Source organism: Pseudanabaena sp. UWO311, assembly GCF_006937785.1.
In the GTDB taxonomy this organism is placed as follows: Bacteria; Cyanobacteriota; Cyanobacteriia; order Pseudanabaenales; family Pseudanabaenaceae; genus Pseudanabaena.
Window position 1 is genome coordinate 97910 of sequence record NZ_SJEE01000006.1, and the last position, 25856, is coordinate 123765.

Annotated in this window: 19 protein-coding genes and 1 pseudogene; 10 read left to right on the top strand and 10 right to left on the bottom strand. The window is 44.1% G+C overall.

Annotated elements, in window-relative coordinates; translation table 11 throughout:
- Window positions 1-505 precede the first annotated feature (505 nt).
- From kdpA to PseudUWO311_RS07315, 6 genes are all read left to right on the top strand, one after another.
- Window positions 506-2215, top strand: a complete 1710-nt coding sequence (kdpA, locus tag PseudUWO311_RS07290; protein ID WP_142654540.1) for a potassium-transporting ATPase subunit KdpA — start codon at window positions 506-508, stop codon at window positions 2213-2215.
- A gap of 4 nt (window positions 2216-2219) precedes the next feature.
- Window positions 2220-4301, top strand: coding sequence for a potassium-transporting ATPase subunit KdpB (kdpB, locus tag PseudUWO311_RS07295; RefSeq protein ID WP_142654541.1), 2082 nt, complete (start codon window positions 2220-2222; stop codon window positions 4299-4301).
- A gap of 56 nt (window positions 4302-4357) precedes the next feature.
- Window positions 4358-4705 carry a potassium-transporting ATPase subunit F gene (locus PseudUWO311_RS07300; protein WP_223807484.1) on the top strand — a complete coding sequence of 116 codons (348 nt, stop codon included), beginning with the start codon at window positions 4358-4360 and terminating at the stop codon, window positions 4703-4705.
- Window positions 4706-4751: 46 nt separating this feature from the next.
- Window positions 4752-5378, top strand: a complete 627-nt coding sequence (gene kdpC / locus PseudUWO311_RS07305) for a K(+)-transporting ATPase subunit C (RefSeq protein ID WP_142654542.1) — start codon at window positions 4752-4754, stop codon at window positions 5376-5378.
- A gap of 163 nt (window positions 5379-5541) precedes the next feature.
- Window positions 5542-6168 carry a hypothetical protein gene (locus tag PseudUWO311_RS07310; RefSeq protein ID WP_142654543.1) on the top strand — a complete coding sequence of 209 codons (627 nt, stop codon included), beginning with the start codon at window positions 5542-5544 and terminating at the stop codon, window positions 6166-6168.
- Window positions 6165-7274, top strand: a complete 1110-nt coding sequence (locus PseudUWO311_RS07315; RefSeq protein ID WP_142654544.1) for a universal stress protein — start codon at window positions 6165-6167, stop codon at window positions 7272-7274. The genes PseudUWO311_RS07310 and PseudUWO311_RS07315 overlap by 4 nt, the downstream gene beginning before the upstream one ends.
- Window positions 7275-7302: 28 nt before the next feature.
- On the opposite strand, the gene PseudUWO311_RS07320 is transcribed toward PseudUWO311_RS07315, so the two are convergent.
- From PseudUWO311_RS07320 to PseudUWO311_RS07360, 9 genes are all read right to left on the bottom strand, one after another.
- A complete protein-coding gene (locus PseudUWO311_RS07320) occupies window positions 7303-7911 on the bottom strand; it encodes a flavin reductase family protein (RefSeq protein ID WP_142654545.1) in 609 nt (202 codons plus the stop codon).
- 151 nt (window positions 7912-8062) lie between these two features.
- Complete coding sequence (locus PseudUWO311_RS07325; RefSeq protein WP_142654546.1) at window positions 8063-9049, bottom strand: aldo/keto reductase; 987 nt, start codon at window positions 9047-9049, stop codon at window positions 8063-8065.
- 143 nt (window positions 9050-9192) lie between these two features.
- Complete coding sequence (locus PseudUWO311_RS07330; RefSeq protein WP_142654547.1) at window positions 9193-9708, bottom strand: MerR family transcriptional regulator; 516 nt, start codon at window positions 9706-9708, stop codon at window positions 9193-9195.
- Window positions 9709-9992: 284 nt separating this feature from the next.
- Window positions 9993-11576: a mucoidy inhibitor MuiA family protein gene (locus PseudUWO311_RS07335; RefSeq protein WP_142654548.1), complete on the bottom strand. Its 1584-nt coding sequence runs from the start codon at window positions 11574-11576 to the stop codon at window positions 9993-9995.
- 3 nt (window positions 11577-11579) lie between these two features.
- The gene (locus PseudUWO311_RS07340; RefSeq protein WP_142654549.1) at window positions 11580-13877 is read right to left on the bottom strand and encodes a DUF4139 domain-containing protein; all 2298 of its coding nucleotides are present in this window, start codon (window positions 13875-13877) and stop codon (window positions 11580-11582) included.
- A gap of 423 nt (window positions 13878-14300) precedes the next feature.
- The gene (locus PseudUWO311_RS07345; RefSeq protein ID WP_142654550.1) at window positions 14301-17438 is read right to left on the bottom strand and encodes a HEAT repeat domain-containing protein; all 3138 of its coding nucleotides are present in this window, start codon (window positions 17436-17438) and stop codon (window positions 14301-14303) included.
- Window positions 17439-17702: 264 nt separating this feature from the next.
- Window positions 17703-18869 carry an exonuclease SbcCD subunit D gene (locus PseudUWO311_RS07350; RefSeq protein ID WP_142654601.1) on the bottom strand — a complete coding sequence of 389 codons (1167 nt, stop codon included), beginning with the start codon at window positions 18867-18869 and terminating at the stop codon, window positions 17703-17705.
- A 146-nt stretch (window positions 18870-19015) separates the two neighbouring features.
- Window positions 19016-20125: a hypothetical protein gene (locus PseudUWO311_RS07355; protein ID WP_142654551.1), complete on the bottom strand. Its 1110-nt coding sequence runs from the start codon at window positions 20123-20125 to the stop codon at window positions 19016-19018.
- Between the two features lie 109 nt (window positions 20126-20234).
- Entirely contained in the window at window positions 20235-20846 is a 612-nt protein-coding gene (locus PseudUWO311_RS07360) for a ribonuclease HII (protein WP_142654552.1), read from the bottom strand.
- Between the two features lie 176 nt (window positions 20847-21022).
- Here PseudUWO311_RS07360 and trpB point away from each other — a divergent pair, with 176 nt between their 5' ends.
- Window positions 21023-22255 (top strand): tryptophan synthase subunit beta, encoded by a 1233-nt coding sequence (gene trpB / locus PseudUWO311_RS07365; RefSeq protein WP_142654553.1) that lies wholly within the window; start codon window positions 21023-21025, stop codon window positions 22253-22255.
- A 39-nt stretch (window positions 22256-22294) separates the two neighbouring features.
- On the opposite strand, the pseudogene trxB reads toward trpB, so the two are convergent.
- Window positions 22295-23230: pseudogene (gene trxB, locus PseudUWO311_RS07370) on the bottom strand (thioredoxin-disulfide reductase); the annotation flags it as partial.
- Between the two features lie 202 nt (window positions 23231-23432).
- Here trxB and remA point away from each other — a divergent pair.
- From remA to PseudUWO311_RS07385, 3 genes are all read left to right on the top strand, one after another.
- Window positions 23433-23693, top strand: coding sequence for an extracellular matrix/biofilm regulator RemA (remA, locus tag PseudUWO311_RS07375; protein ID WP_009629073.1), 261 nt, complete (start codon window positions 23433-23435; stop codon window positions 23691-23693).
- Between the two features lie 105 nt (window positions 23694-23798).
- Window positions 23799-24365: a guanylate kinase gene (gene gmk / locus PseudUWO311_RS07380; RefSeq protein WP_223807485.1), complete on the top strand. Its 567-nt coding sequence runs from the start codon at window positions 23799-23801 to the stop codon at window positions 24363-24365.
- 146 nt (window positions 24366-24511) lie between these two features.
- On the top strand, window positions 24512-25828 hold the full coding sequence (locus PseudUWO311_RS07385) for a D-alanyl-D-alanine carboxypeptidase (protein WP_142654555.1): 1317 nt from the start codon (window positions 24512-24514) through the stop codon (window positions 25826-25828).
- The last annotated feature ends 28 nt before the right edge of the window (window positions 25829-25856 follow it).

A 25856-nucleotide genomic window follows, 5' to 3' on the forward strand; every position in this document is an offset into this window, starting at 1 on the left:
ACAGCAATTTAATATCTTGCCTGAAAATGCCACCAGAATAGCAAAGGTTTCGCGAAGGACAATTTGCATGAGGCCTGCGGCGAGTTGTTTGCGATGTTTGATTTTTTGTTCTAGTGCCATATTTTTCAAGGATTTGGGTAGATCGTGGCTATAACGGTAAAGCCTTCATTAGGGCAATTCTGCACATTTTTTAATGGTGTTTGCAGGTTGTCTTTCCTCCTACTGAGCAAAAGGGCTTTGTTGTCCAACAGAAGTGCTGGGAGATCGCAATATCCATAAATTTGTCAGCAAACAAAAGGATCTCGCTAACTAAACACCTTCTAAACGCTTACTAAACAGTTAAATCTTTACTAGGTTCAGAACCTAGACGCAACTAAGTAAGATGGTTATAAACGCAAAGATATACCTTGTCAAGATAGAAAAATAGATTGATGATTAGATGGCTAGAAGTAATTTTTTAATGCTTCATCGGCAATTCATCGACATTAAGAGAAGAATCTCCACCATGATACAAGGATGGATTCAGATAGGAATAACGCTAGTGCTGATTGTGACGATCGCGCCGATCTTTGGTGGTTACATCGCACGAGTGTTTTTAGGGCAAAAGACATTGCTGGATAGGGCTTTAAGCCCAATTGAAGGACTGATATTTAAGTTCAGTGGCATTCAGTCTCAAATGCAAATGACTGTTTGGCAATATATTCGTGCAGTTCTATATAGCAACTTTGTTATGGCGATATTGCTATTCCTGATGATCATCTTTCAGGGCATATTGCCACTAAACCCAACGGGAATGAGCGCTCCCAGTTGGGATACAGCGCTACATACGACGATTTCGTTTATTACCAATACCGATCAACAGCACTATTCTGGTGAAACTACCCTCAGTTACTTTACTCAAATGTTGGGTTTAGGATTTCTATTTTTCACCTCGGCAGCGACAGGTATTGCTGTTGCGATCGCATTTATTCGTGGCTTGACTGGGCGATCTCTGGGCAATTTTTATGGAGATTTAACACTTTCCATTACCAGAATTTTGTTGCCGATCAGCATTATTGGGGCGATCGTTTTTATTGCCGCAGGTGTACCTGAAACCTTGTCAGTGCCTGTGATTGTCCCGACTTTAGAAGATGGAAATATTAGTCAGGCGATCGCGATCGGCACTGTGGCGCATTTCGAGATCATTAAGGAACTTGGTGAAAATGGTGGTGGCTTTTTTGGCTCTAATTCAGCGCATCCTTTTGAGAATCCCAATGGCTTCACAAATCTAATTCAGATTTTGACAATGATTTCCATACCTACAGCGCTAATCTTTACATACGGAGAAATTGCCAATAGCCGTAAGCAAGCATGGCTAGTGTTTGGAATGGTGTTCATTCTTTATGTTGCCTTCATTATCATCGTAGGAATTGGTGAATATCAAGGTAATCCCCTTGTAAATGCGTTGCTCGGTTCACAGAGTCCAAATCTAGAAGGTAAAGAAGTTCGATTTGGTTGGGCGCAATCAGCCTTATTTGCCGTGACCACGACAGGAACAATGACTGGCGCAGTTAACTCAATGCACGATTCGCTGATGCCCAGTGGTGGCTTTATCACTTTGTCAAATATGTTCCTGCAAATCATTTGGGGTGGACAGGGAACTGGAACTGCTTACTTGTTCTCCTATTCGATTTTGGCAGTATTTGTGACTGGATTAATGGTCGGCAGAACTCCTGAGTTTCTGGGACGCAAGATCGAGAAGAATGAAGTGGTGTTGACTAGTTTCTTGATTTTATTAATTCACCCAATTTTTATTCTGATTCCCAGTGCGATCGCTTTAGCATTTCCCGATCAGTTATCTGGAATTAGCAATCCAGGATTTCATGGACTCTCTCAAGTGGTTTATGAATATGCTTCGGCAGCAGCAAATAACGGTTCTGGATTTGCAGGGCTAGCCAATAGTCAGCCAGCTCCAACGGCTCTTTGGTGGAATCTCAGCACTTCCGTTAGCTTACTAGGCGGTCGTTATATTCCTTTAATCGCGCTATTACTTTTAGCTGATGGAATTTCTCGTAAGCAACCTGTTGCCATGACTACAGGCACATTACGAACTGATACGGTTCTTTTTACTAGCGTTACGGCTGGCGTGATTTTGATTATGGGTGCATTGACTTTCTTCCCTGTGTTGGCTCTCGGCTCTGTTGCTGAAGCTTTTTTGATTGCTAGAGGTGGCTAAATCTATGAATAAAACTTCATCTCATGTACCAAGTGGAACTCGCGAGTCTCGTAGACATACGCCTAAAGCGTCGATGGCAGGACTCTATCCACGCGCTATTCGTGATGCCTTCCGTAAACTGAATCCACGTATTGCCGTTCGTAATCCTGTCATGTTTATGGTCTGGGTTGGCACGATTGTCACATTGCTCGTAACCATTGATCCAAATCTCTTTGGCAATGTCCAAGCTGATCCCACTCAACAGCGTATTCTTAATGGCTCGATTACCCTGATTCTCTTTTTGACAGTGGTATTTGCCAACTTTGCAGAGGCGATCGCAGAAGGACGTGGTAAAGCCCAGGCGGACTCTTTACGAACTACGCGATCGGATACAATCGCTAGCAAAGTATTGCCTGATGGCACGATTCAACCAACCAGTTCTACAGAATTGCGCCGTGGTGATTTAGTCAAGGTTAAGATTGGTGAAATGATTCCCGCTGATGGTGAAGTGATTGCAGGTTTAGCCTCAGTGGATGAATCAGCCATCACAGGGGAATCTGCTCCCGTCCTCAAACAGCCAGGCACAGATATCGCCAGTTCCGTCACAGGTGGTACTCGCGTGGTTTCCGATGAACTGACGATCAAGATTTCGGCTGACCCTGGGCAAGGATTTATCGATCGCATGATTGCCCTTGTCGAAGGCGCAGAACGCACGAAAACTCCTAATGAAATTGCTTTGACGGTGCTGCTAACAGTGCTTACACAGGTATTTCTAATTGTGGTCGCAACGATCCCGCCGATCGCCAATTATGTGAATACACCCACGACGATCGCGATCTTAGTTTCTCTACTAGTTGCACTGATTCCCACCACGATAGGCGGTTTGCTTAGTGCGATCGGTATTGCAGGTATGGATCGCGTCGCGCAATTTAATGTTATTGCTACATCGGGTCGAGCTGTCGAAGCTTGCGGCGATATTAATACCTTAGTACTTGATAAAACTGGAACGATTACCCTTGGCAACCGCCTAGCTGATGAATTTATCCCAGTTAATGGACATTCACTTTCAGAAGTAGCCACTGTGGCTCTTGCCGCAAGCATCTTTGATGAAACTCCTGAAGGGCGCTCCATCGTTCAGCTAGCCGAACAATTAGGAGCGATCGCTACTTTTGATCGCGACCAAGCTAAAGGTATTGATTTCTCCGCACGTACTCGCATGAGTGGCACTGATTTACCAAATGAGATCGAAGTTCGCAAGGGAGCAGTAGATGCGATTCGTGGATTTGTGCGATCGCGATCTGGCCTAGTACCTGAAGAATTTGAAGCCGCCTATGAGAAGGTCTCAAAACTCGGTGGCACGCCTTTGGGAATATGTCAGGGTGGCGATCTTTATGGGGTAATTTATCTCAAAGATATTGTCAAATCAGGACTGCGAGAAAGATTTGATCAATTGCGTCGGATGGGTGTGCGCACGATTATGCTCACAGGCGATAACCAAATCACTGCTTCAGTAATTGCCGAGGAAGCAGGAGTCGATGACTTCATCGCAGAAGCAACACCCGAAGACAAAATCGAAGTCATTCGTCGCGAACAGTCTCAGGGCAAATTAGTCGCCATGACAGGAGATGGCACAAATGACGCGCCAGCCCTAGCCCAAGCTAACGTCGGTGTTGCCATGAATTCGGGCACGCAAGCTGCTAAGGAAGCCGCAAATATGGTGGATTTAGATAGCGATCCGACCAAGCTAATTGATTTAGTTGCGATCGGTAAACAATTGTTGATTACTCGTGGCGCATTAACCACTTTCTCGATCGCAAATGACATCGCTAAATACTTCGCGATTATCCCCACCATATTTGCCGCCGCAGGTATTGGTTCGCTAAATATTATGGGTCTCAAAAGTCCACAATCAGCAATTCTCTCGGCTTTGATCTACAACGCCCTAATTATTCCTGCATTAATTCCTCTAGCTCTAAAAGGAGTAAAGTTTAGACCGCTCACTGCCGATCAGCTTTTACAGCGCAATATTTTGCTTTACGGACTAGGCGGCGTAATCGCTCCATTCATTGCCATCAAATTTATCGATGTTTTATTACCAATCGCATAACTTACAACATCTGAATCACGGATTAAATAGATTCTGGGATTTCATGGATTTTTATAATGCTGCAATTCTCAAAATTTAAGAATCCAAAAATCTGCGTAATCCGTAATTCAGGTCGTAATTCAGGCTTTTTATTTACTCATCCATTACCTATGAAAAACCCTCTTCCTCCTCATCTTACGATCGCTGATTTCACCGATCTATGGCAATTTGCAACTAAAAAGAAATATCCAAAATATTTGTTTCTCTCGCTCTGCCTGAATCTCATCGTTGCCCCTGCTGTCTATGCCGCTAACGCTGATAGTTTTACCCGCTTTCAAGCCTACGCCTTAGGATTATTGGGAATCGTTACTTTGAGCTTCTCGATTTATCTATTTGTTGTCATGTTTCAACCTGAGAAATTTTAAATTAATTACGAATTACGAATTACGAATTACAAATCACTCAAAATCTATGAACGAAATTATTAAAGCTATTCGCGTCACCGTTGTCCTTTGGGTGCTAGTTGCCGTGATTTATCCTGCGGGAATATTAGCGATCGCGCAATTACCGTTTCTCTCAAATCAAGCCAATGGAAGTTTGATTCGTAACGCTCAAGGACAAGTAGTTGGTTCCGCCTTAATTGGACAGCCATTTACAAGTGACAAATATTTCAATAGCCGCCCCAGTACGACTAATTACAGCACCGCCGATCCTAAAAAAGATGATGCTGGCATTCTCAAAACAGGCGTTTCAGGAGCCAGTAACTTAGCGCCCAGCAATCCCGATCTTCTAAGTCGAATCAAGGGTAAATCCGATCCCGATCCCAGTAAGGTGATTGTAGGCGATATACCTCGACTACAATCAGCAGGAATTCAACCAACCGCCGATCTGATTTACACCTCTGGTTCTAGTCTCGATCCACACATTACGCCTGAAGCCGCAAAAGCTCAAATTCAAAGAGTAGCTCTAGCCCGCAAAGTTGAACCTAGTAAGCTGGAATCACTCATTCAACAAAATACCGATGGGCGTTTTCTAGGCATCTTTGGCGAAGATGGAGTGAATGTCTTGAAGGTAAATCTAGCTTTAGATTCTTTGTAATTTCGATAAGCTATATAGCAAGCCCAAATGAATCGTGAGAAGTAAAAGTCTATAACAAGGGGCTTAAGCCCCTTGTCTTTCTCACATCTCATTTAGGATCGCTATACCAGTTTTCAACAGTAGCACTAAAAGCAAGATTTAGACACTCAAACCATCCAAAAATATGCCATACACAAACTATAAAAGAGTTGATGAAGTACTGAGAGAGTTTGATATCAGCTACTCTGAACAAAACTTTATTCAAATGATGGAAATACCAGTTTTTGAATACTTTGAAGCTGAGATCAAATTAACGCTGAGTGAAAGCGTGTATAAAAATTCAGAATCTGCTCTCTGTGAGTCCTTAATCTATCCCACTCTCAGAGAAGTCTGGAAACTATACAAAAAAGATTTGCTTTTATGGAGTCATCAACCACTTAATTATGGAGATAATCGTTTCGTAGTTCCAGATTATTTGATTGCTAAGCGATCACCAATGGGAAACATCTTCTTAGAGAAACCTAGTTTAATCATTATTGGGGTCAAACATGAGAGCTTTGAAGAGGCTTGGATTGACTGCATTTCTAATATGATGGCTGCGCGTAGAGCTAATCAAATGTCCAAAAACGAAGCAAATTTTGCCCCCATTTTTGGAATTGTATCTAACGGCGTAATTTGGGAATTTGCTATACTTGATACCAACTATTTTGTTAAAGAAATTACCATCTATACTATCCAAAATCTAAAGCTGCTTTTTGCAGCCATTGGCTATATGTTTGAGCAGGCTAAATTAGCGATCGCTACACTATGATTAAAGCTTATCGGCGCGGAAAGCATAAAATATTTATCGGTATGAGTCCTGGGGTTGGTAAAACCTATCGGATGTTGGAGGAAGGGCATCGCTTACGTTCCGAAGGAATTGATGTGGTTATCGGTTTACTAGAAACTCATAATCGGGCTGAGACTGAGGAAAAAGCAATCGGCTTAGAACTTATCCCACGCCAACAGATTAAGTGGGAATCAGTAGCGCTCACGGAAATGGATACTGATGCGATCGTTAAGCGACAGCCTCAATTAGCTCTAGTAGACGAATTAGCTCATACCAATGTCCCTAATGCAGATCGCGAAAAGCGCTATCAAGATGTGGAGATCTTGCTCGAAGCTGGAATTGATGTCTATTCAACCGTAAATATTCAACATATTGAGAGCCTGAATGATACCGTAGCAAAAATTACGGGCGTGATCGTGCGTGAACGCATTCCCGATCGCATTTTAGAAGCCGCCGATGAAATTGTGGTTGTCGATGTTACACCAGAAACCTTACAGGAACGTCTGCGTGACGGCAAAATCTATGCTCCTGAAAAAATTGATCAATCGCTAAACAACTTCTTTCAGCGTCGCCATTTGATTGCTTTACGAGAGTTGGCTCTGCGCGAAATCGCTGACAATATCGAAGATGATCTCGAATCTCACGATCAGTCAGGTTCCACAACAACTATTATCTGTAATATTCATGAACGGGTTTTAGTCTGCGTTTCCACCTATCCCAATTCACTCCAATTATTGCGAAGAGGAGCAAGAATTGCGGGATATATGCACGCTCAACTCTATGTTTTATTTGTGGATGATCCTGATCGCTTTTTAACCAAAGCCGAAAGTCTACATATTGAGACCTGTGAACGCCTCTGTAAAGAGTTTGCAGGTGCTTTTATTCGAGTGCGAAATAGTCAGCCTTTAGATGCGATCGTGGATACGGCAAAAAATTATCGAATTACGCAAATTGTTATGGGTGAAAGCCAGAAGTCACGCTGGCAAATCCTGTTTAAGGGATCGCTCACGCAAAGGATTTTACGAGTTCTCAAAAATGTGGATATTCATATCATCTCCACTAGTAAAGCTGGAGATGGTGGTATATAGTCGCTTTAAACCCAGCAGATTGCTGGGTTTAAAGCAGATTCTCATAGGGAATACGTGGAACTTCAAAGCGATCGCTAGTTCGACAATAGTAAGCTGGTGAACCCATTCGACCGATGGGAGCAAATCCATTAATATGGAGGCGATCGCCAAGCAGTGCATCATCCACATGAAACATGACCACTTGCCCGATGATCAGTGTATATATTCCCAAAGGTTGTTGGCTATGCAGTACACATTCTAAACTGGCTTTTGCCTCTTCTACTCGCGGAACCTTAATCCGTTTTGACGATGCTGCATGTAAACCAACTGCTGTGAGTTCACTTTCATCTAAAGGAAAGTTCGCCGCAGAAATATTCATGGCAGATACAAGATCTTCTGTCACCAAATTAACCACAAACTCGCCGCTAGTAATGATATTTGCGGCTGTATCCTTCATGCTGCCATCGTCTTTATTGCCAATGCTGATGATCAGGTATAGAGGATCACTCCCGATCGCATTAAAAAAACTGAAGGGAGCAAGATTGATCACTCCTTTAGAATTTTGCGAAGTTACCCATGCGATCGGTCTGGGTACGACCAGATTTGTTAATAGTTTATAGTTGTCTTGCGGTGATGTTGAGTTGGGATCAATATGCATAGGAAATAGTCAACCTCTGGATATTCTGAATATAGCAGTTTCCCAATGAGCATATGCTTATTGGGAAAACTAAAGAATCAAACTCAGTAAGGGTTTTGAGTTTTCAGTTTGCCGTAGGCAAACTGAAAACGGCTATATGGTAAGTATAAACTTAACGATTCAGGGAACTCATGTTTTGGGCGGGATAGCGATCGCCTGCGGCAATGCCCTGAGGTGCGACAGCATCAATACGGTTGAGATCTTCAGGGGTTAGAGTCACTGTCGTTGCACCAATATTTTCTTCCAAATAAGTACGGCGTTTTGTCCCAGGAATCGGCACGATATAGTCGCCTTGGGCAAGTAGCCATGCTAAGGCTAGTTGTCCAGCAGTAACGCCTTTTTCAGATGCGATCGCTTTTACTTGATCGACTAATTGCAGGTTTTTAGTGAAGTTCTCACCTTGAAAGCGTGGTGATCGACGGCGAAAGTCATCGGCTGCAAAGTCATCGGGAGTGGATATAGCTCCTGTCAGAAAACCTCTGCCTAATGGACTATAGGGCACAAAGCCAATTCCTAATTCTTGCAAAGTGGGCAAGATTTCATCCTCTGGGTCACGGCTCCAAAGCGAATATTCAGTTTGCAGGGCGGAAATAGGATGTACGGTTTGAGCACGGCGGATCGTGGCGGGGGAGGCTTCGGATAAGCCTAGATATCTGACTTTGCCTTGTTTGACTAGTTCTGCCATTGCGCCTACAGTCTCTTCAATTGGGACTGTTACATCGACACGATGTTGATAGTAGAGGTCAATTACATCCACTCCTAAACGCTGTAATGAGGTATCACAAGCCTGTTGGACATATTCTGGTTTGCCACTAATGCCTAGCCATCCACCATCGGCACTGCGGACATTGCCAAATTTGGTGGCGAGGATGACGCGATCGCGGCGATCGTTAATGGCTCTACCAACTAGTTTCTCGTTGGTGAATGGCCCGTACATATCAGCAGTATCGAGGAAGTTCACACCAAGATCTAGGGCATGATGAATTGTCGCGATCGCTTCTTGTTCGTCACCACTGCCATAAAACTCGGACATTCCCATACAGCCAAGTCCCAGTTCTGAAACTTCTAGTCCTTGATTACCCAGTTTTCTTGTTTTCATGGATTTGTTCCTTTTTTGGTTGTAATAATTCGAGCATTCTCGATATAGAGGTTCTCAAATGAGTGCATACTTATTTGAAAATAAAAAATCAGTCCCAGTAGGGTTTTTGAGTTTTCATTTTGCCTACGGCAAAATGAAAACCGTTATAGAATTGCTGGATCGAGTTGATCAATCAATTCTTGAGCAGCAGTTTCGGCTTTGAGAGGAATGTGAACTGAATGATTGATTTTTCCTGCTTGAACCATTGCGATATAAGTAGGAAGATGATACGAGTCTTCCTCATTGGTAATTTCTTTCTCCTCCAATTCTTTATAGTAAGCAATTTTTTTACTGATAATTTCAAGGCTATGATTAAGCTCTTGCTGGCTGGCAAGAACTGCATTGTAATGCTCTTCCAATAGCAATCGTCTTTGATGTGCTGAAGAAAGTCCTTGTCGGCGAAGCTCTGCAAACTGCTGCATTTGACGGATCGGCATTTTCGTAGCACGTAATTTAGTCAGAAACCTGACACAATCCAAATCATAGTTTGTAAATCTACGATACCCACTATCATCTCGATTGATTGAATCAAGAAGATTCATTCGTTCGTAGTAGCGCAATGTATGTGCACTTACACCAGTCATCAGTGAGGCTTCTTGAATTGTGAATGTCCTTTCCATAGAACTAACTCTAAACGTTAGAGTGCACTCTAAGTCAAGTGTTATTTTTTAACATCACCTTAGTGGCTTACACAAAATAAAAGCGCCAAGAATATAGCGGCGGGCTACGCCCGCCGCTATATTCTTGGCGCTTTTAAGACTGATGTTACGTGGGATTCAGATTGTGAATCTCCTACTGCTAGCGTGACAGGGCTGGCACGGGGGCACAGCCCCTACCCCAACAATTTATTATATTCTTTAGGTACTGTGCCCCCCTCGTGCTAGCCCTATATACTATCTGTGATTTATAGACCTTCGACATCAGGCGCAGCAGCAATTTTGTAGACTAGGATCACTTTGGCTTGAGAATAGGGTGGGAGATGTAAATTCCAATTGCAAAAACCGTTGATATCGGGTTGGATGCGATCGCTGGTTTCGTCCTGAACTACTTCAATTTTTACCTTCTCTAATTCTGAGACAGGCATCCGCTCGGTCATAGTGATTTTTCTAGCTTCATCACCAATATTCGAGAGAAAGATACTGACAGTGTTGGTAATAGTATTCCATTGGGTGAGATGATTCTTTTCTCGTTTTTGTGACTGGGTGCGCTGAACACGCATATTCGCATCAGTTCCCCAACCAAGGGCAAATTTTTCTTGGGGAGCGATAAAAGATACGGTTGTTCGCCCGACATATTCTGTAGACCGCACTAGATCGACGGGGCCAGCCAAAATTGGTAATGTGGAATTATTAGTTTGTTCGCTTTTAAGAACGACTTGCAGAGCTATTTCTGGCATAAGCACATACTCAATCTTGGCTGAGGATTGGAATTGGAATAGTGGCACACGATAGGGATTACCATCGGAGGGAATATTCGCTTTTTTAGGAGCGCGGAGAGTTCTCACTTCTCCGCCATCATCAACCCCAGGTAAATCGATCGCATCTGGTCTTGCGCCTGCGCCTAGCCCCGTCGTTTTCACCGTTTGATCGCGCATTTCTACGGCAATTTTCTTTGCTTTTTCGCGAATATTCAGCCAATCATCGGTGAGTAAAGGTGGCTCAGTGCCAAGGGACGCACGAGCGGTGGAAAAGACTAAATCCACATTTAGCCAGTCTTCGCCTGTGTTTTGCCAAACACAACCATCGGTACGGAAGGTTAATTGCGAATTTTCTCCCGTTTGCTTATCTCCCATCTGTAACTGGGCTTGATGATAGGGCCGCCAGAAGGCATTGGGAACGACGTAATCAAAAGATAGCTCGTACTCGCCAGTTTCAGCGATCGCTAAATCCGCTTCGAGATGCGCCGTAAAAATCTGATCGGGTCTAGCTTCAGCTTGAATACGGCTTACCAGCCGCTCGATCGCAGATTTCAACTTCGCCTGTGCATGGTAAGTATTGAGGATTTCGCTACGGGCTTCCCGCATTTTTTGAAATAGTGGCTGTAATTGCGATCGCCAAGCCATTGGATCAACTTGTCCCCATGCCGCGTCAATGGGCAGCTCTTGCAAAGCTTTTTCCAAAATTATGCCGATTTGTTGAAACTGGTCTTCGAGTTGTTGGCGATCTTCAGTGAGGACATTGTATTGATCGAATTGCGATCTCCATTCAATCTTCAACTCTTCTAACAAACCTGAGCGATCTGATTCCTTAATTAACATCCGTCGGCGCACACGTACATCGTTTACTCTTGCACCAGATATGCGATCGCTAAATTCAGCACGAAGGGATTTATCAGAGAGAATGGGCGCAACTTTGGCAACGTGAACGCGCCAAAGTCCTGATGTTAAAGTTACCTTTGCCATGCGTTGAACTTGAGCACGATCTTCGAGTAGCGTCACGGTAGTAACAGGAGCATTTAGATCTAGGGTCTGAATTTCGGTTGATATCATGTTCTATTCCTCTCTCCGATTACCGTTAACCAATTCGTTATCCACAAAAGTCTTAATTGTATAGTCGGCGGTTAATTCCGTTTCACCACCTGCGGGAACGTTGATTTGCCAGCGATAGCCGCCTTTAATCACGGCATTGCGTTCTTGCTGTTCGTATTTCTCCCATGCTGGGGCAACCTGTGTGACCGTCACATCTACTTTTACGTCAGCTTGTGGCACAGGAATACGTTCGCGTACTTCGATTCTGGCATCTCGTCCTAGTCGATTGGCGATCGCAATATGAATACTGTGACGTAATTCGTTAAAGGCAACCAGACTCATGCCCGATCGCACTTCTTTAAAGGAAGTATTTCGGGCGACTTTGATTGACTGTTCCACGCCTAAGCCCAGTTCCATTTGTCCTCTGGGTGGCACTGTATTAATCTGCGTTGAGAGAATATATTCACCATCAACATAGACATCCGTAGAGCCTGCTAACAATGGCGATCTTAGAGGATTACGAAGTTGTGCTATCCGAAAAACATTAGTATCTTCACGGGGGACGACGATATAGCGCAAATCAATCTCCGCATTCTCTTCCAGCAATGCAACTGAATGAAACTGTCCATCGGATGGAATATCAACAAGTCCATTCCCAAGATATGCAAAGTCGAAAGTGCCTACCATTTGCCGCACATTGACCGTACCCGCAGGTAAATGAGTGTTCTGGCAAGCCGCCAGACTTAACGCTTGTTGTAAAACTACGGTTAGATCGAAGTTAACCGTCATTCGCGATCGCTTCAGCGACTCCAAATAGATCGTCTGCACATCAGGCAGGCTGAGTTTTCCGCGTTGCGAGGTATTACTAGGATCAGCCAATCGCATCAGACCATAGTTCGTAATCTCTTGGACAGGATCGAAGATAGATTCTCGCATTACTGCCCCTGGACGATCAAGAAGAGTAGACATTTGTGCAGGAGCCATTGCCTTACTCATAGCTGCTTGTGGGGCTCTTGTTCGTATTGACTGTTTTTCTTGATATATTTCTTCATCCATAGCTCGTGCTTCCATTCTCCTTGGAGATGGAGCAGCTACTTCCTTGCTGAATGTAGTCTGCAACATAGATTCAAGATCATCAAATTCGGCATCCATTTCCGTCGAAACACCTGCTCCTCTAGTGCTAGTAAGAACCCTTCCAAATAGTTCACGATTATCCGAAACTGAGTCTGTTTTAAAATTTTCAATCCTCTGACTAAGAACGGACTGCGTGACTGTTGATAATGGTAGTAAAGTTGGAACTTGAAAATTTTGAGAAACTGAAGTAGTACTAATTGCGTTATAGGCGATATATCTCTGAAGATCATAATCTTCAAAAAGTATCTCAGCTCCCTTCGGTGGATTGCGCCAAGCTTTTTTGGACGCAAATGCTTGCGATCGCCCTAACCTCAGAGAAGGTAATTCTGGCAACTCACACCAACCCGTCGGCGTAGCAGTCGAAAGCTCGATCTGCACACCCGACCAATCCTCACCAGTACGCTGACAGATCAAAGCCCGCAAGGCGATCGCAGCTGTATTAGTGGCACTATTCAGCCGACAAACATAGGTGGGTGTCCATTTTGCCCCCTGCACAAAATATTCCAAAATCAGTTGCAGATTGTCAGGTATGGCTAAAGATGCTGCCATGCGATCGCTAATTTGCAAACGAGCAACAATGGTTTTGCGTAACTCATTTTCTTTGGCGACATTCGCATTGGAAGCAAAGGTTTGTTGTTGTTGCAAATCTCGCAGATTTTCTATGGCTTTTCGCAATTGCAGATCAAGTTCGCGCTTTTCTTTGATGCGTAGTTGCTTTTGCTCATCCTTGAAATTTGCTAATGCGACCCTTGCACCTGTTGGTGAAATTGGTGGGGCTTTGCCCTCTTCTCCTATAGGGCGATCGGGGACATTCAACACATTCAAAGCTGCCATTTCTAGAGCAATTACACTTTGGAGATCATTTAAGCGATCGACCTCAGCTTTTGCTGACTGGATTAATTCTTCTAAATCTGATATGGAAACTTCTACGGGTGATGGGACACTCAAACCAACCCGTACATCTATAACAATTACATTCTCGTCTGCCCCAGTTTCGCCATTGTCTACTCGCACCCTGACACTCGCATCATCCAGAGCCAGCGGTAATCCCACGATCTCGACTTCGACATTTTCAGTATTTTCATTTTGCCATGCGATCGCTGACAGACTTGCCAAACGCCTCACAGTGGAGCCTTCGGAATAAACTTTAACTTTTTCGATTTTGGAGGCAAGTTGGGCGATCGACATAAATTTATGCTTTATACAAATCTTGTCCTGTTTTCTTGAATTTATTATATACGGATAAAAACTAGGGACAACTTATCTGTGAAAGCATTAGATTTAGATCCCCGACTTTTTTTGTGAATTTGCAAATTGTCTTTGTTTGCTGAGAAAAAGTCGGGGATCTGAGCTTTTATAGGTTTCTTTTTCTTTGTCCAATACCTCGCAACGCAGGGACAAGCGATCGCTAAAAGCATAGGGCGCATAGGATTTGTAGAAATGTAGGGGCACAGCATTCCCGCAGAAATCTATAAATTTTCAGATCGCCTAAATTTGGGAATGCTTTGCCCAAAACCTCACAACGCAGGGACAATTTATCGGTGAAGGCATAGAGGGCAAAGCATTTGCAGATCGATATTGTTGCGGGTTTTAAAAATTGTGGCGCAAATGCTATGCCCCTACGGGATTCTCACTCAATTTTGCTAATTCCTCCTTCGCAAATTCCTTTAATTTTTCATCGCGATCGTTGTTAGAGACTGTCTTCAATAATTCCAATGTTTGAGGTTTATCGCTGTAATGTTTGAGGATTCCTTCTAGTGCAGTTTGGCGGGGATTAGTTTCCCAATCTTCTGCACGTTTAAAGGGATCGTGGATGGCGAGATCGCATAAAAAATCAAATGTTTGTAGATCATCTTTCCAGCCTTTGGCAATCTCTTGTACCGCCGCCATTCGCACATCATTATCCTGATCATTAAGAGCGCGATCTTTTAGCAAAGGAAGGGTGTCAGAGTCATCTTTCCAGACTTCGGAGATCGCTTGTACCGCTGCTTTTCGCACATAATAATTCTGATCGTTAAGAGCGCGGTCTTTGAGCCAAGGAAGGGTATCAGAACCATCTTTCCAGACTTCGGAGATCGCTTGTACCGCTGCTATTCGCACAAATTTATTCTGACCGTTAAGAGCGCGATCTTTTAGCCAAGGCAGGGTATCAGTGTCATCTTTCCATCCTTTAGCAATCTCTCGTATCGCCATCATTTGCACAAATTCATTCTGACCGTTAAGAATGCGGTCTTTTAACCAAGGAAGAATTTCTGGGTCTTTTTTCCATATATGTGCAATCACTCCGACCGCCACCATTTGCACATGCGAATTCTGATCATTAAGAGCGCAGTCTTTTAGCCAATGAAGGGTTTCTGAGTCTTCTTTCCATTCTTGTGCAATCACTCCTACCGTAACTATTGGTATAGAATTTGAATCGGAATCCAAACATTTTTTCAGCCAAGGTAACAAGTCAGAACTATCTTTCCAAATGCTTGCAATGTTAGTAATAATTGTCATTGCTAATTCAAAATTGAAACCATAAGGGATTTCTTGTTCAACTTCAACTTGTAAGATTTTTAATAATTTGCTTGATGTCGCTGCAATCAAATTCCTATTTCTAACCTCCACAAAGCAATCTATCGCTAGTAAAAGATTCGATAGTCCTTCTTTTTGAAGATGGTTTTCCTCATCCAAAAAAGCACTTCTGTCAACTTTCTGATCTAAAAGAAAATCAATAATCTCTGCAACAAACCTCGGCTCGATCATCCCAGAAATCAATCGCAAAACCTCATGCCAAGACTCATCCTGCCAATGGTTCCCAAACACATCATTGATTAACTGCTCAATCGTCAGCGTTTGCGACTCCTTAAACTGCCAAACAAACTCCCACGCACAAAAATATTCCAAAAAAGTCCGATGCACAAAACCATAGGAATCCCCACCCAGATCGCAGAGAATGAAATTGCGCGTGCGAAGCTGACCGATCATGATACGAGCGATTTCCCTTGGCTTCTCCACCTCAATCGTCTTCAGGTAATCCGTTAAAATGCTCTCCAACTGCGCCGCACTAATCAAATTCCCCTCCAAACCCTTCGCACTCGACTGCATATAATAGGCAACCTTCCGCAACATCGCCTGCTTATCGCGATAGTCAATCGTTTTCGGGTCAATCCGCCGATCCTCCACTAGCGCCCGTTCCACATCCCATTGATGCAACAACACCCTCGAAGCTTGGTTATACAGTTCAGGACGATCCCTCGGTAACTCCTGATTACGATTGAGAATCGCCATCATCGTTAATAACAAAGGATTTCCCGCCAACTCCTTAATCGATCGCGACTCCCTAATCGCCTTCTGCAACCGCTCCCGCTTGCGATCCTTATCCGCACCCTCCGCAAAATTCAGATCATGCCAACGCACCACAAACTCCTGCATCTGCTCATCATTCAACTCTTGCAGCATAAAGTGCTGAAACCCCGCATCCCTTAACCGTTGTGCCTTATAGCCCAACCACCGCGAAGTCGCAACAGCCCTCACCGCAGGATACTCATTCGTAAAGCGATGGATATCCGTCACCACCTCATCCCGCAACGCAGGATCGAACACCTCATCAATCCCATCAAATAGGGCAATTACATCACCATTCTTCAGCTTTTCATGCAAATCCTGCTGATTCAGCCGACAGGTAATATTCCCCCCATGAATAAACGAAACAATATCCTGACATTTCCCTGCCTGCTTATCACGGGCATAGGTACGCAACTCCAACAAAAGCGGCAACGGATACAAAGGTAAATCTCGCACAGGTCGCTCCGCCCAAATCAGCGCCAGATATTGCAACAGCGTCGATTTTCCCGAACCTGGATCGCCCAAGATCACTGCATATTTAGCAACGACCTCCTTCGCCAACTCCTGCGGATCGCCCAATACCTCAAATACTCCCCGAATCGGTTGCTCGACATAGCGCTTGCGATGATTCTCTAACTCCGCTTCCGCAAGTTCCAACACATCCAACTGTCCACTCTCCTGCAACAGCCGCGATCGATCCTTCGGCAACTCATACACCTGCGGAATAAACTCCTGACATTCCCGCAAATTCTGAGGAATAAAGATCTTCCAAAGCTTCAACTCGTTGTAATAAACTCCAGTCGTATCCAGAGATTCCAGCTTCAAGTTGCCATACTGCTCCCGCAACCCTTCCGCATACTGCCCCAAATTAAATGTTGGTGCAATTCCTACTAATTCCTGTGTACCATCCGCGATTTTATCCAAGGTCTGCACCTCAAAAATCGGGCGCAACTTATCCGAATTCTGGACAAGTTTCTTGACCGATTTGATGTAGGACTTACACACAAAATCCCAATCCATATCCTCAGGCAAAAGTGGTGAATTCAAAGCCGCCCAAGTCCGCACCAACAGCGCCGTATCGATCGCCTTACATTCCACATCAAACGCCATCCCCAAAGCCGCAGCAACTTCTTCGCGATCGATAAACTTCTTCAAAAAAGGAACGTACTGCTTAATAATTGCTTCCTTATAACCCGCCCCTTGCAACTCATCCTGAATAAGTTCCAAAAAATTTTTCAGTGCTTTCCCATAGGCTTCCTTTAGCACATCATGTTCGGGCAAGCGGATCACCTTTTTCAGGCAATCCTTAAAAAAGTCCTTGCCATAATCCTTTGCCGCATCCTTTGCCAAATCCTGAAGGATGGGATAAACAACTACACCCGCCGCCTGTGTCACGCCCCAAACAACTAACCATTCCATCGCCTCAAACTCCAAGAATACGACTCAGATGCTTTGCCAATTACTAAGAGCGACTAGCTCCTGATTTCAGCGATTATATCAAATTAGCTAAGGTTTAGCTGAAAGTATTTGACATACTCACTGATGTTACGTAGAAGGAATTCCTGTCATAGCATAGGTTGGGGGCTGGCACGGGGGCACAGCCCCTAAGATAACCTTTAAATTTTGGGGTAGGGTCAATCCCCCCGTGGTTGCCCTACTTCGCTACCAGCTTTCCTATATAACTCAATTGGACGCATCGCTGAACTCCATATACAGATTCTTGAATGCTTCAATCACGTCAGGCGACAAATTCTTTTCCCGATCGCTATAAAATTTTTGAAACTCAGCGATCGCATCAAAGCGATCGTAATCCTTGGCTTCTGGTGCTGGGGCAGCGTCATTGACAATTAATTTTGGCTCCACCATTACCGCTTGGGGACAGACTTTTCGCACCCGATCCGCTAGTCCGATGGGCGGCGTATCCACAGCGATCGCAAATTTCAAATAGCCAACATAATCACGATGCAATTCTAATTGTTCATCAAGCTGATCGATATGACATTCCACCCTTTTAAGAGGCTTTTGGCAAGCAAGGGGCTGAAATTGCACTTTCGCAGGTCTACCCACTTCCACTTCAATCAAATTAAATCCCTTCTCTTCGCCCACTTCGCCAAAATCTACTTGAATTAACGATCCTGCATAATAGGTCGGTGCGGCATTGGCAATCTGTTGAGGACGATGGATATGACCTAAGCCTACATACTGACATTCTGAAGGGATTGATTGTCCTGAAAGACTATAGACAGCACCACTATAAAAGGCAGCCTCTGAACCTGTAAACTTTGCGCCATCAACGGTCATATGTGCCATCATCACATTCACGGCATCAGTTTTAAATGCAGTAGCCAAATCTTGCAAAACATAGGTTACTAAAGTTTTATAATCATTGCGTTGCTCAACAGCATCTTTATTCCAAACATCCTCGGCAGCTAATAAGCGCCGCTCTGAAGCAAAAGGCATCGCGCCGACACAAAGCTTTCCATTAGCAGTATCAATATTAACAACGCCCCCTTCTTCAGCAATTCTCGGTCTACCTAAAGCCCTCACTCCTGCAAGAGATAGTAAATGCGCGAGACTATCAATCCGATTTGCCGAGTCATGATTTCCTGCGATCGCAACTGAAGGAATACTTAACTGATTAAGCTTATAAAAAAATTCATAGGCAATACGTTCTGACTCAGTCGTGGGATTCGGCACATCAAAAATATCCCCCGCTACAAGTACGGCATCAACTTCAAATTCCTGAGCATATTTGAGGATTTCTTCTAATGCTAAGGCAATTTCAGGAGTGCGATCGACTCCTTTTAATTTTCTACCCAAATGCCAGTCAGAGGTATGGATTAAACGCATATTTTGGGTTTTACCCATCAGAACAACTTATAAAGCAATATTTTTAGAACGTAAAACGTTCCGAGAATATTGCTTTATAGATGAGAAATAGCATAAACATGGCGATTAGGCAACTTAAGGAATGCTGTAGCGCAAGCCATATCCAATCATTTCACCAATGTTAGCGACTTTAACACTTGCATATAGACTCCCATACCCACAGGTTCACAACGCTTAAATCCACCATCTGCACTACTATCTGGAATACTTCCACCTGAGATGAGGGCTGGATTTCCTTTTAGCACTAAAAAGCTCGAAATACTCCTGATGCTGTTGTCACGAGCATTATCTGTATAAACTACCACTGAGCCAAATTCCGTCTGGACTTCATTTGCTCTTTGCAATCCTCGTGAGCCAGAGCTAGATGAGCTGATACTAATACAGGTGTTGTTTTCTCCTTGATAGGCGATCGTGTAACCAGAGTCATCATCACCATTAGCATATTTGTTCGCTTCTCCCTTGGCATAAACTAAGCGAAATCCCTCTGGAACAAAATTTGGGGCAACAATGGGGATTGGTAATTGCAGAAGTTTTGCCTTTTGTTCTGAAGTCAATAAATTCCCAGTTTCTTTCTTTGGCTGACTTCCAGTTGAAGTAGAGATAGTATAATTAGGCGCGGTTTCAAAAAACTCGCCAGTACTATTCAAACAATTCATTAGTGATTCAGAATATTTTTCTCCACCATCTTTTTGAAAGAAATTATATTCAGAGGGAGAACCACCATCTAGCGATATCGAGAGATTCTCCCCATTCTGACTTAAAGTTACAGTTCTTCCATATTTTTTCCAGCCATCGGCAACAAAATAATCCTTTTCAGCAGATAAGGAGCCAGTAGTCTCGCCAACTGCGACAGCATATCGCCCAGATGGCATAGAAACACCTTGATAACAGATACGGCTTCCCTGCTTTGCGATCGTAATGTATCTAGAGCCAGCATTATATACACCTGTGATTAGAGATATTTGCTTAGCTGACGATCGCCCATCGGTTGCATCTGCTTTTATCACAGCTTGTTGATCATTTGTAGCTGCTTTTGTTTGAGATTCAGGTAGGTTTTTAGTTGTTTCTGCCTGAGTCGTGGCTATCCCTGCGTTAACAGCAGGCTGTTGGGCGCAAGCAGTGACTTGAACAATGACATTTAGCAAGATAAATGGAATACATAGTTGCGATCGCATTGACTCTACTCCTATCAAATAAAGAATAAACCAAGAACTCAAGTTCTTGGCTAAAAGCTCAAGTCCACTTCAGCGGACTACAGAATACTTTTAATTAACCCGTTTCAACGGGTTTGAGCTTTTAGCCCGCACTTGAGCAGGGCTACGTAAGTCATAATTTTATTTTAAAGGTTTTACGATGGAGATCGCTATAGCCAAGTTGCGCGATCGCTTCTCGATGTTTAGGCGTGCCATAGCCCTTATTTGTCGCTAGATCATAGCCTGTATATATTTCTGCTAGTTCTACTATTCTGCGATCGCGCCATACTTTCGCGACAATACTTGCCGCCGCAATTGAAATTGATAGAGAATCCCCCTTAATCACTGTAGTTTGCGGAATCGGCGCAATTAGTTTAAATCGTAAAAGTTGGTTGCCATCAATGAGGCAGTGCTTGGGCTGTGGATTTAACTTTGCGATCGCCCTCTCCATCGCTAGTAAACTCGCTGCGAGAATATTCATTTCATCGATTTCATCAACCGAAGCCGTGCCAATTTCACAAGCGATCGCAGTTTCACGAATGATCAGATCTAATTTTTCGCGCCGTTGGGAGGATAGCTTTTTGCTATCAGTCACACCAAGATTTTCTAAATAACCAAATTTATCAATGGGCAAAATCACTGCCGCTGCGACAACTTCGCCAAAAAGACAACCCCTCCCAACTTCGTCAACTCCTGCTACAGGGTAATTTGCAATTTCTAGCGATCGGATGTCTTCTTGATTCATGAAACTGATTCATCTTTTGGTATATGTTACAGCGCAAAGCGCTGAGTTAAAACCCAGTGAAAATTTTGAAAGTGCCGCTTCGCGGCACTTTCAAAATTTGTTATCCTAAATACAGTGTCACAAGCACCACAAGCAAGTTTTAATAGTAGCTAACTCATCAGTCAATACCCACCGCAATGACCACAACGCCGATCGCACCCAAAACAACTACACAAACCACACTCGTCAATCGTCCCGACTCATTAGGACGGTTTGGTATTTTCGGTGGCAAATATGTCCCCGAAACCCTTATGAGCGCCCTTGCTGAACTGGAAACTGCCTTTTATCATTACAAGAACGATCCAGATTTTAACAACGAGTTAGACGGCTATTTACGAGACTATGTGGGTAGACCCAGCCCTCTATATTTTGCGGAGAGATTGACGCAGCACTATGGAACTGCTCAGATTTATCTGAAGCGTGAAGACCTCAACCATACTGGTGCGCACAAAATTAATAATGCCCTAGCTCAAGTTCTCCTCGCTATCCGCATGGGCAAAAAGCGCGTAATTGCCGAAACAGGTGCAGGACAGCATGGTGTAGCTACGGCAACTGTTTGCGCTCGCTTTGGTCTAGATTGCGTGATTTATATGGGCGTACAGGACATGGAGCGCCAATCGCTGAATGTATTTCGCATGAAGCTCATGGGTGCAGAGGTGCGTCCCGTTGAGGCTGGTACTGGTACGCTCAAAGATGCTACATCTGAAGCAATTCGTGACTGGGTAACTAATGTCGTCGATACCCATTACATTCTCGGCTCCGTCGCTGGCCCCCATCCTTACCCAATGATTGTGAGAGATTTTCATGCCGTGATTGGTAAGGAGAGCCGTCGCCAGAGTGAAGAGAAATGGGGCGGTTTGCCAGATATTTTATTAGCTTGTGTTGGTGGTGGCTCCAATGCAATGGGTCTATTCCATGAGTTCGTCGATGAGCCAAGCGTTCGTTTGATCGGTGTGGAAGCAGCAGGTAAAGGCACAAATACTGAGTTCCATGCCGCAACTTTAACGCTTGGGCGCGTTGGTGTATTACATGGCGCAATGAGCTATCTATTGCAAGATTCAGAAGGACAAGTCCAAGAAGCACATTCCATCAGTGCTGGCTTAGATTATCCTGGAGTTGGGCCAGAGCATAGCTATCTCAAGGATTTAGGTCGTGCTGAATATTACAGCGTCACGGATCAAGAAGCTCTCGATGCATTTCAAAGACTCTCACGTTTGGAGGGCATCATTCCTGCATTGGAGACATCCCATGCGATCGCCTATCTAGAAACTCTCTGCCCACAACTAACCGCCGATCAGCGCATTATCATTAACTGCTCTGGTCGTGGTGACAAAGATGTAAACACTGTAATTCAGCATTTACATCTCTAACAATAGTCATCGCCACGCAAAGCGCGGCGATGACTACATTGCAGATAGCCATCGCTCTGCTTCTAGTGCTGCCATGCATCCTGTTCCTGCCGCAGTAATCGCTTGGCGATATTCGTGGTCTTGGACATCGCCACAGGCATAGACACCTGCAATATTAGTAGATGTTGACTTTCCTTTTGTGATGATATAACCCGTCGCATCAAGTTCTATCTGTCCCGCAAATAAATCTGTATTCGGACTATGCCCGATCGCATAAAATAGTCCGCCCACAGCTAAATCACTCTCCTCATTAGTGACAGCATGGCGAAGCTTTACCCCTTTAACAATCTCTTCACCATAAACATCAATCGGGATAGATTGCCAATGCACCGTAATTTTCGGATGTGCTAATACACGCTCTTGCATAATTTTACTGGCTCTCATGCGATCGCCACGCACGAGCAGATGGACTTTTGAACCATATTTAGTTAAGAAAATCGATTCTTCCGCAGCCGTATCACCACCACCAACTACCGCTAACTCCACACCACGAAAGATCGGCGCAGCGCCATCACATACTGCACATGCTGAAATTCCACGATTCCAATACTTCGGTTCACTGGGTAAATGGAGCCTTTTCGCGGTTGCACCTGTGGCGATGATCACGCTGTGGGTTTGGACTTCGTGAGATAAATATTTAATCGTAAAAGGGCGATCGCGGAAATCAACAGAAGTTACATCTTCCATTATCAATTCTGCACCACAATTGATAGCTTGTTCCTTGATATAGCTCATCAACTGGGGTCCCATTACTCCAGTAGGAAACCCAGGGAAGTTCTCTACTTCCGTCGTCGTCATCAATTGTCCGCCAGGGATGCCCCCCTTCTGGAATCCCTCAAATACAAGTGGATTAAGGTTAGCTCGCCCAGCATAAATTGCAGCAGTATAGCCTGCTGGTCCTGAGCCAATAATCACTACGTTTCTAATATCTGACATAATTATTTGCCTTGTTGGCTGTTAGCTTTCTTTTATCCCAATTCACGAAAGTATGACAACTGAGTATATCTGCTTAATTAAGATAGGTTTCGCTATACGTGACAAAATATATCGCATCTAGTGGATTTTTGTAGGATAATGTGATAATACCTACAAAAATGAAGCTACATCAACTCTAAATCGATTTTAGATCGATAAAATTATGGATATTAAGCTCATCAACATCGGCTTTGGTAATATTGTTTCGGCAAACCGAGTTGTAGCGATCGTTAGCCCCGAATCTGCTCCAATCAAGCGTATCATTAGTGATGCGCGTGAACATGGTAAGTTGGTTGATGCTACCTATGGTAGACGCACAAGAGCCGTAATTGTTACCGACTCTAGCCATGTAGTTCTATCTGCAATTCAACCTGAAACTGTTGCTAATCGTTTTGTCATCAGTAAAGAAGGCGCTACAGATTAAACCAATTTAAAAATCCTTGCAAAGCAAGGATTTTTAAATGTAATTTGACATTTGGTTAACGGGCAAAGTGCTGTCAACTCTATCTCTATAGGGAATTACGAAACGTTGAGCCAAGATAAATTGAGCGGTAAATTAATAGTTGTAACGGGGCCAAGCGGTGTCGGTAAAGGCACTCTGTTGCAGAAATTGCTGGAGCGCTATCCCGATCGCATTCTCTTTTCAATTTCGGCAACGACCCGACCTCCCCGTGCAGGTGAAGAACATGGTCGCGAATATTTCTTTTGGGATCGGGCTGAATTTGAACAAAAGCGAGATGCAGGCAAATTTCTGGAATGGGCGGAATATGCGGGAAATCTTTACGGTACGCCCCGCCAAGCAATCGATGAAGCGATCGCCTTGGGGCAAATAGTCTTGTTAGAAATCGAACTAGAAGGTGCGAGACAAGTTGCCCAGTCTTTTCCTAGCGCTAAACGAATTTTCATTGCCCCACCTTCGATGGAAGTTTTAGAAAGTCGCTTGCGGGATCGCAGTACCGATAGTAATGAACAAATTATCAAGCGCTTACACCATGCCAAATTGGAAGTAGCTGCGGCAAATGAGTTTGATATCACAATCATTAATGATGATCTAGAAATTGCGTTGCAGCAACTTGAAAGCGCCATGTTTAGCTAAAATCACTAAAACCAATTTTTTGAAAGCCCGCCTTCGGCGGGCTTTCAAAAAATTGGTTTTGATAATCAGGATTGCTGGACTAGAATGATTGTGCTTTATGTGGCAAAGCCACGTAAAGCACAATCATTCTAGTTACGGTTTTCCTTATGACTACGTGGAGTCTCGTTGGTGCTTTGCTATTATCGGTTTCGGCTCAAGCTCTCGATGGTCGTGAAGTCGCCGCAGTGCCTCGGTCAGTGATGAGCTATGCCAATCGCCCAGTACTCGCCTCAGAAGATCTCGCCAATAATCAGTCCGATCCTGTCGCAAAGCAAGCGATCGTAAACCTGCTCAATGATATTAAGCAAATGGGGGTAAATAACCCTGATCAAGGTGTATGGATTCAGTCCCATGATGGAGCGATCGCCTCTGGTCGTCTATCGAGCCGCCCATTGCCATCAGCTTCGCTCACTAAAAATGTCACCACCCTAGCAGCTTTGCAAACTTGGGGATCAAACCATCGCTTTATTACTAAGATCAGCAGCACAGGAAAACTTACTGGCGATACGCTCAAAGGCGATCTGATTATTGAGGGTAGTGGCGATCCGTTTTTTGTATGGGAAGAGGCGATCGGGCTTGGCAATAAACTTAATCAACTGGGCATTAGGCGCGTTCAAGGTAATCTGATCATTACAGGACGGTTCTCCATGAACTTCGAGCCTGACCCTCAAGAATCAGCAAATTTTCTCCGTTTAGCCTTTGATAGCAGCCGATGGCAGGGTGAAGTTGCCGAGCAATATGCGACGATGCCCGCAGGAACATCTAAACCGCAGCTAGTAATTCTTGGCAATGTGCGAATAGTGCCAAATCTTGCTGTAGCTAATATTTCCACTAGCAACTTACTGATTCGCCATGCATCGTTACCGCTTTGGCAAATCCTAAAGCGCATGAATACCTTTAGCAATAATGAGATGGCGGAAACTCTGGCAACGCAAATGGGAGGCGGGAAAGAAGTCGCCGCGATCGCAGCTAATGCGACAGGGCTACCAATTTCCGAAATAAGGTTAATCAACGGCTCAGGTTTAGGGCAAGCCAATCAAATTTCCCCCCGTGCATCAGTGGCGATCCTAATGGCGGTTCATAATCGTGCCCAAGTCGAGGGGCTAACCCTTGCGGATCTTTACCCAAGCAGTCAATGCAACTGCGGCACAATCGAAGGTCGTAAAATGCCGAAAGGGGCGATCGTCAAAACTGGGACACTTTCTGATGTCAGCGCCTTAGCAGGGGTTGTCCAAACTCAAGAACATGGCGCAATCTGGTTTGCGATCATCAATCGTGGTGAAGGCGATATTGATGCTTTTCACCGATCGCAGGATCGCGTATTACAAACTTTAGTTGCTAAATGGGGTTTACCTAAATTACCAATTGCTAGTTTTGCAGAAACACCTTGGCAAGATAGCGATCGCAACGAAATCGCAAAATAAGAGAGAGCTGAGCTTCGCTCAGCTCTCT

Excerpts from the sequence above, each read along its gene's own strand:
- PseudUWO311_RS07385 (WP_142654555.1), top strand. The coding sequence starts at position 24,512 with ATGACTACGTGGAGTCTCGTTGGTGCTTTGCTATTATCGGTTTCGGCT.
- kdpC (WP_142654542.1), top strand. The coding sequence starts at position 4,752 with ATGAACGAAATTATTAAAGCTATTCGCGTCACCGTTGTCCTTTGGGTG.
- PseudUWO311_RS07360 (WP_142654552.1), bottom strand. The coding sequence starts at position 20,846 with ATGAATCAAGAAGACATCCGATCGCTAGAAATTGCAAATTACCCTGTA.
- PseudUWO311_RS07300 (WP_223807484.1), top strand. The coding sequence starts at position 4,358 with ATGCTGCAATTCTCAAAATTTAAGAATCCAAAAATCTGCGTAATCCGT.
- PseudUWO311_RS07330 (WP_142654547.1), bottom strand. The coding sequence starts at position 9,708 with ATGGAAAGGACATTCACAATTCAAGAAGCCTCACTGATGACTGGTGTA.
- PseudUWO311_RS07350 (WP_142654601.1), bottom strand. The coding sequence starts at position 18,869 with ATGCGTTTAATCCATACCTCTGACTGGCATTTGGGTAGAAAATTAAAA.
- PseudUWO311_RS07315 (WP_142654544.1), top strand. The coding sequence starts at position 6,165 with ATGATTAAAGCTTATCGGCGCGGAAAGCATAAAATATTTATCGGTATG.
- kdpB (WP_142654541.1), top strand. The coding sequence starts at position 2,220 with ATGAATAAAACTTCATCTCATGTACCAAGTGGAACTCGCGAGTCTCGT.
- PseudUWO311_RS07340 (WP_142654549.1), bottom strand. The coding sequence starts at position 13,877 with ATGTCGATCGCCCAACTTGCCTCCAAAATCGAAAAAGTTAAAGTTTAT.
- PseudUWO311_RS07345 (WP_142654550.1), bottom strand. The coding sequence starts at position 17,438 with ATGGAATGGTTAGTTGTTTGGGGCGTGACACAGGCGGCGGGTGTAGTT.
- trpB (WP_142654553.1), top strand. The coding sequence starts at position 21,023 with ATGACCACAACGCCGATCGCACCCAAAACAACTACACAAACCACACTC.
- PseudUWO311_RS07310 (WP_142654543.1), top strand. The coding sequence starts at position 5,542 with ATGCCATACACAAACTATAAAAGAGTTGATGAAGTACTGAGAGAGTTT.
- remA (WP_009629073.1), top strand. The coding sequence starts at position 23,433 with ATGGATATTAAGCTCATCAACATCGGCTTTGGTAATATTGTTTCGGCA.
- kdpA (WP_142654540.1), top strand. The coding sequence starts at position 506 with ATGATACAAGGATGGATTCAGATAGGAATAACGCTAGTGCTGATTGTG.
- PseudUWO311_RS07320 (WP_142654545.1), bottom strand. The coding sequence starts at position 7,911 with ATGCATATTGATCCCAACTCAACATCACCGCAAGACAACTATAAACTA.
- PseudUWO311_RS07335 (WP_142654548.1), bottom strand. The coding sequence starts at position 11,576 with ATGATATCAACCGAAATTCAGACCCTAGATCTAAATGCTCCTGTTACT.
- PseudUWO311_RS07325 (WP_142654546.1), bottom strand. The coding sequence starts at position 9,049 with ATGAAAACAAGAAAACTGGGTAATCAAGGACTAGAAGTTTCAGAACTG.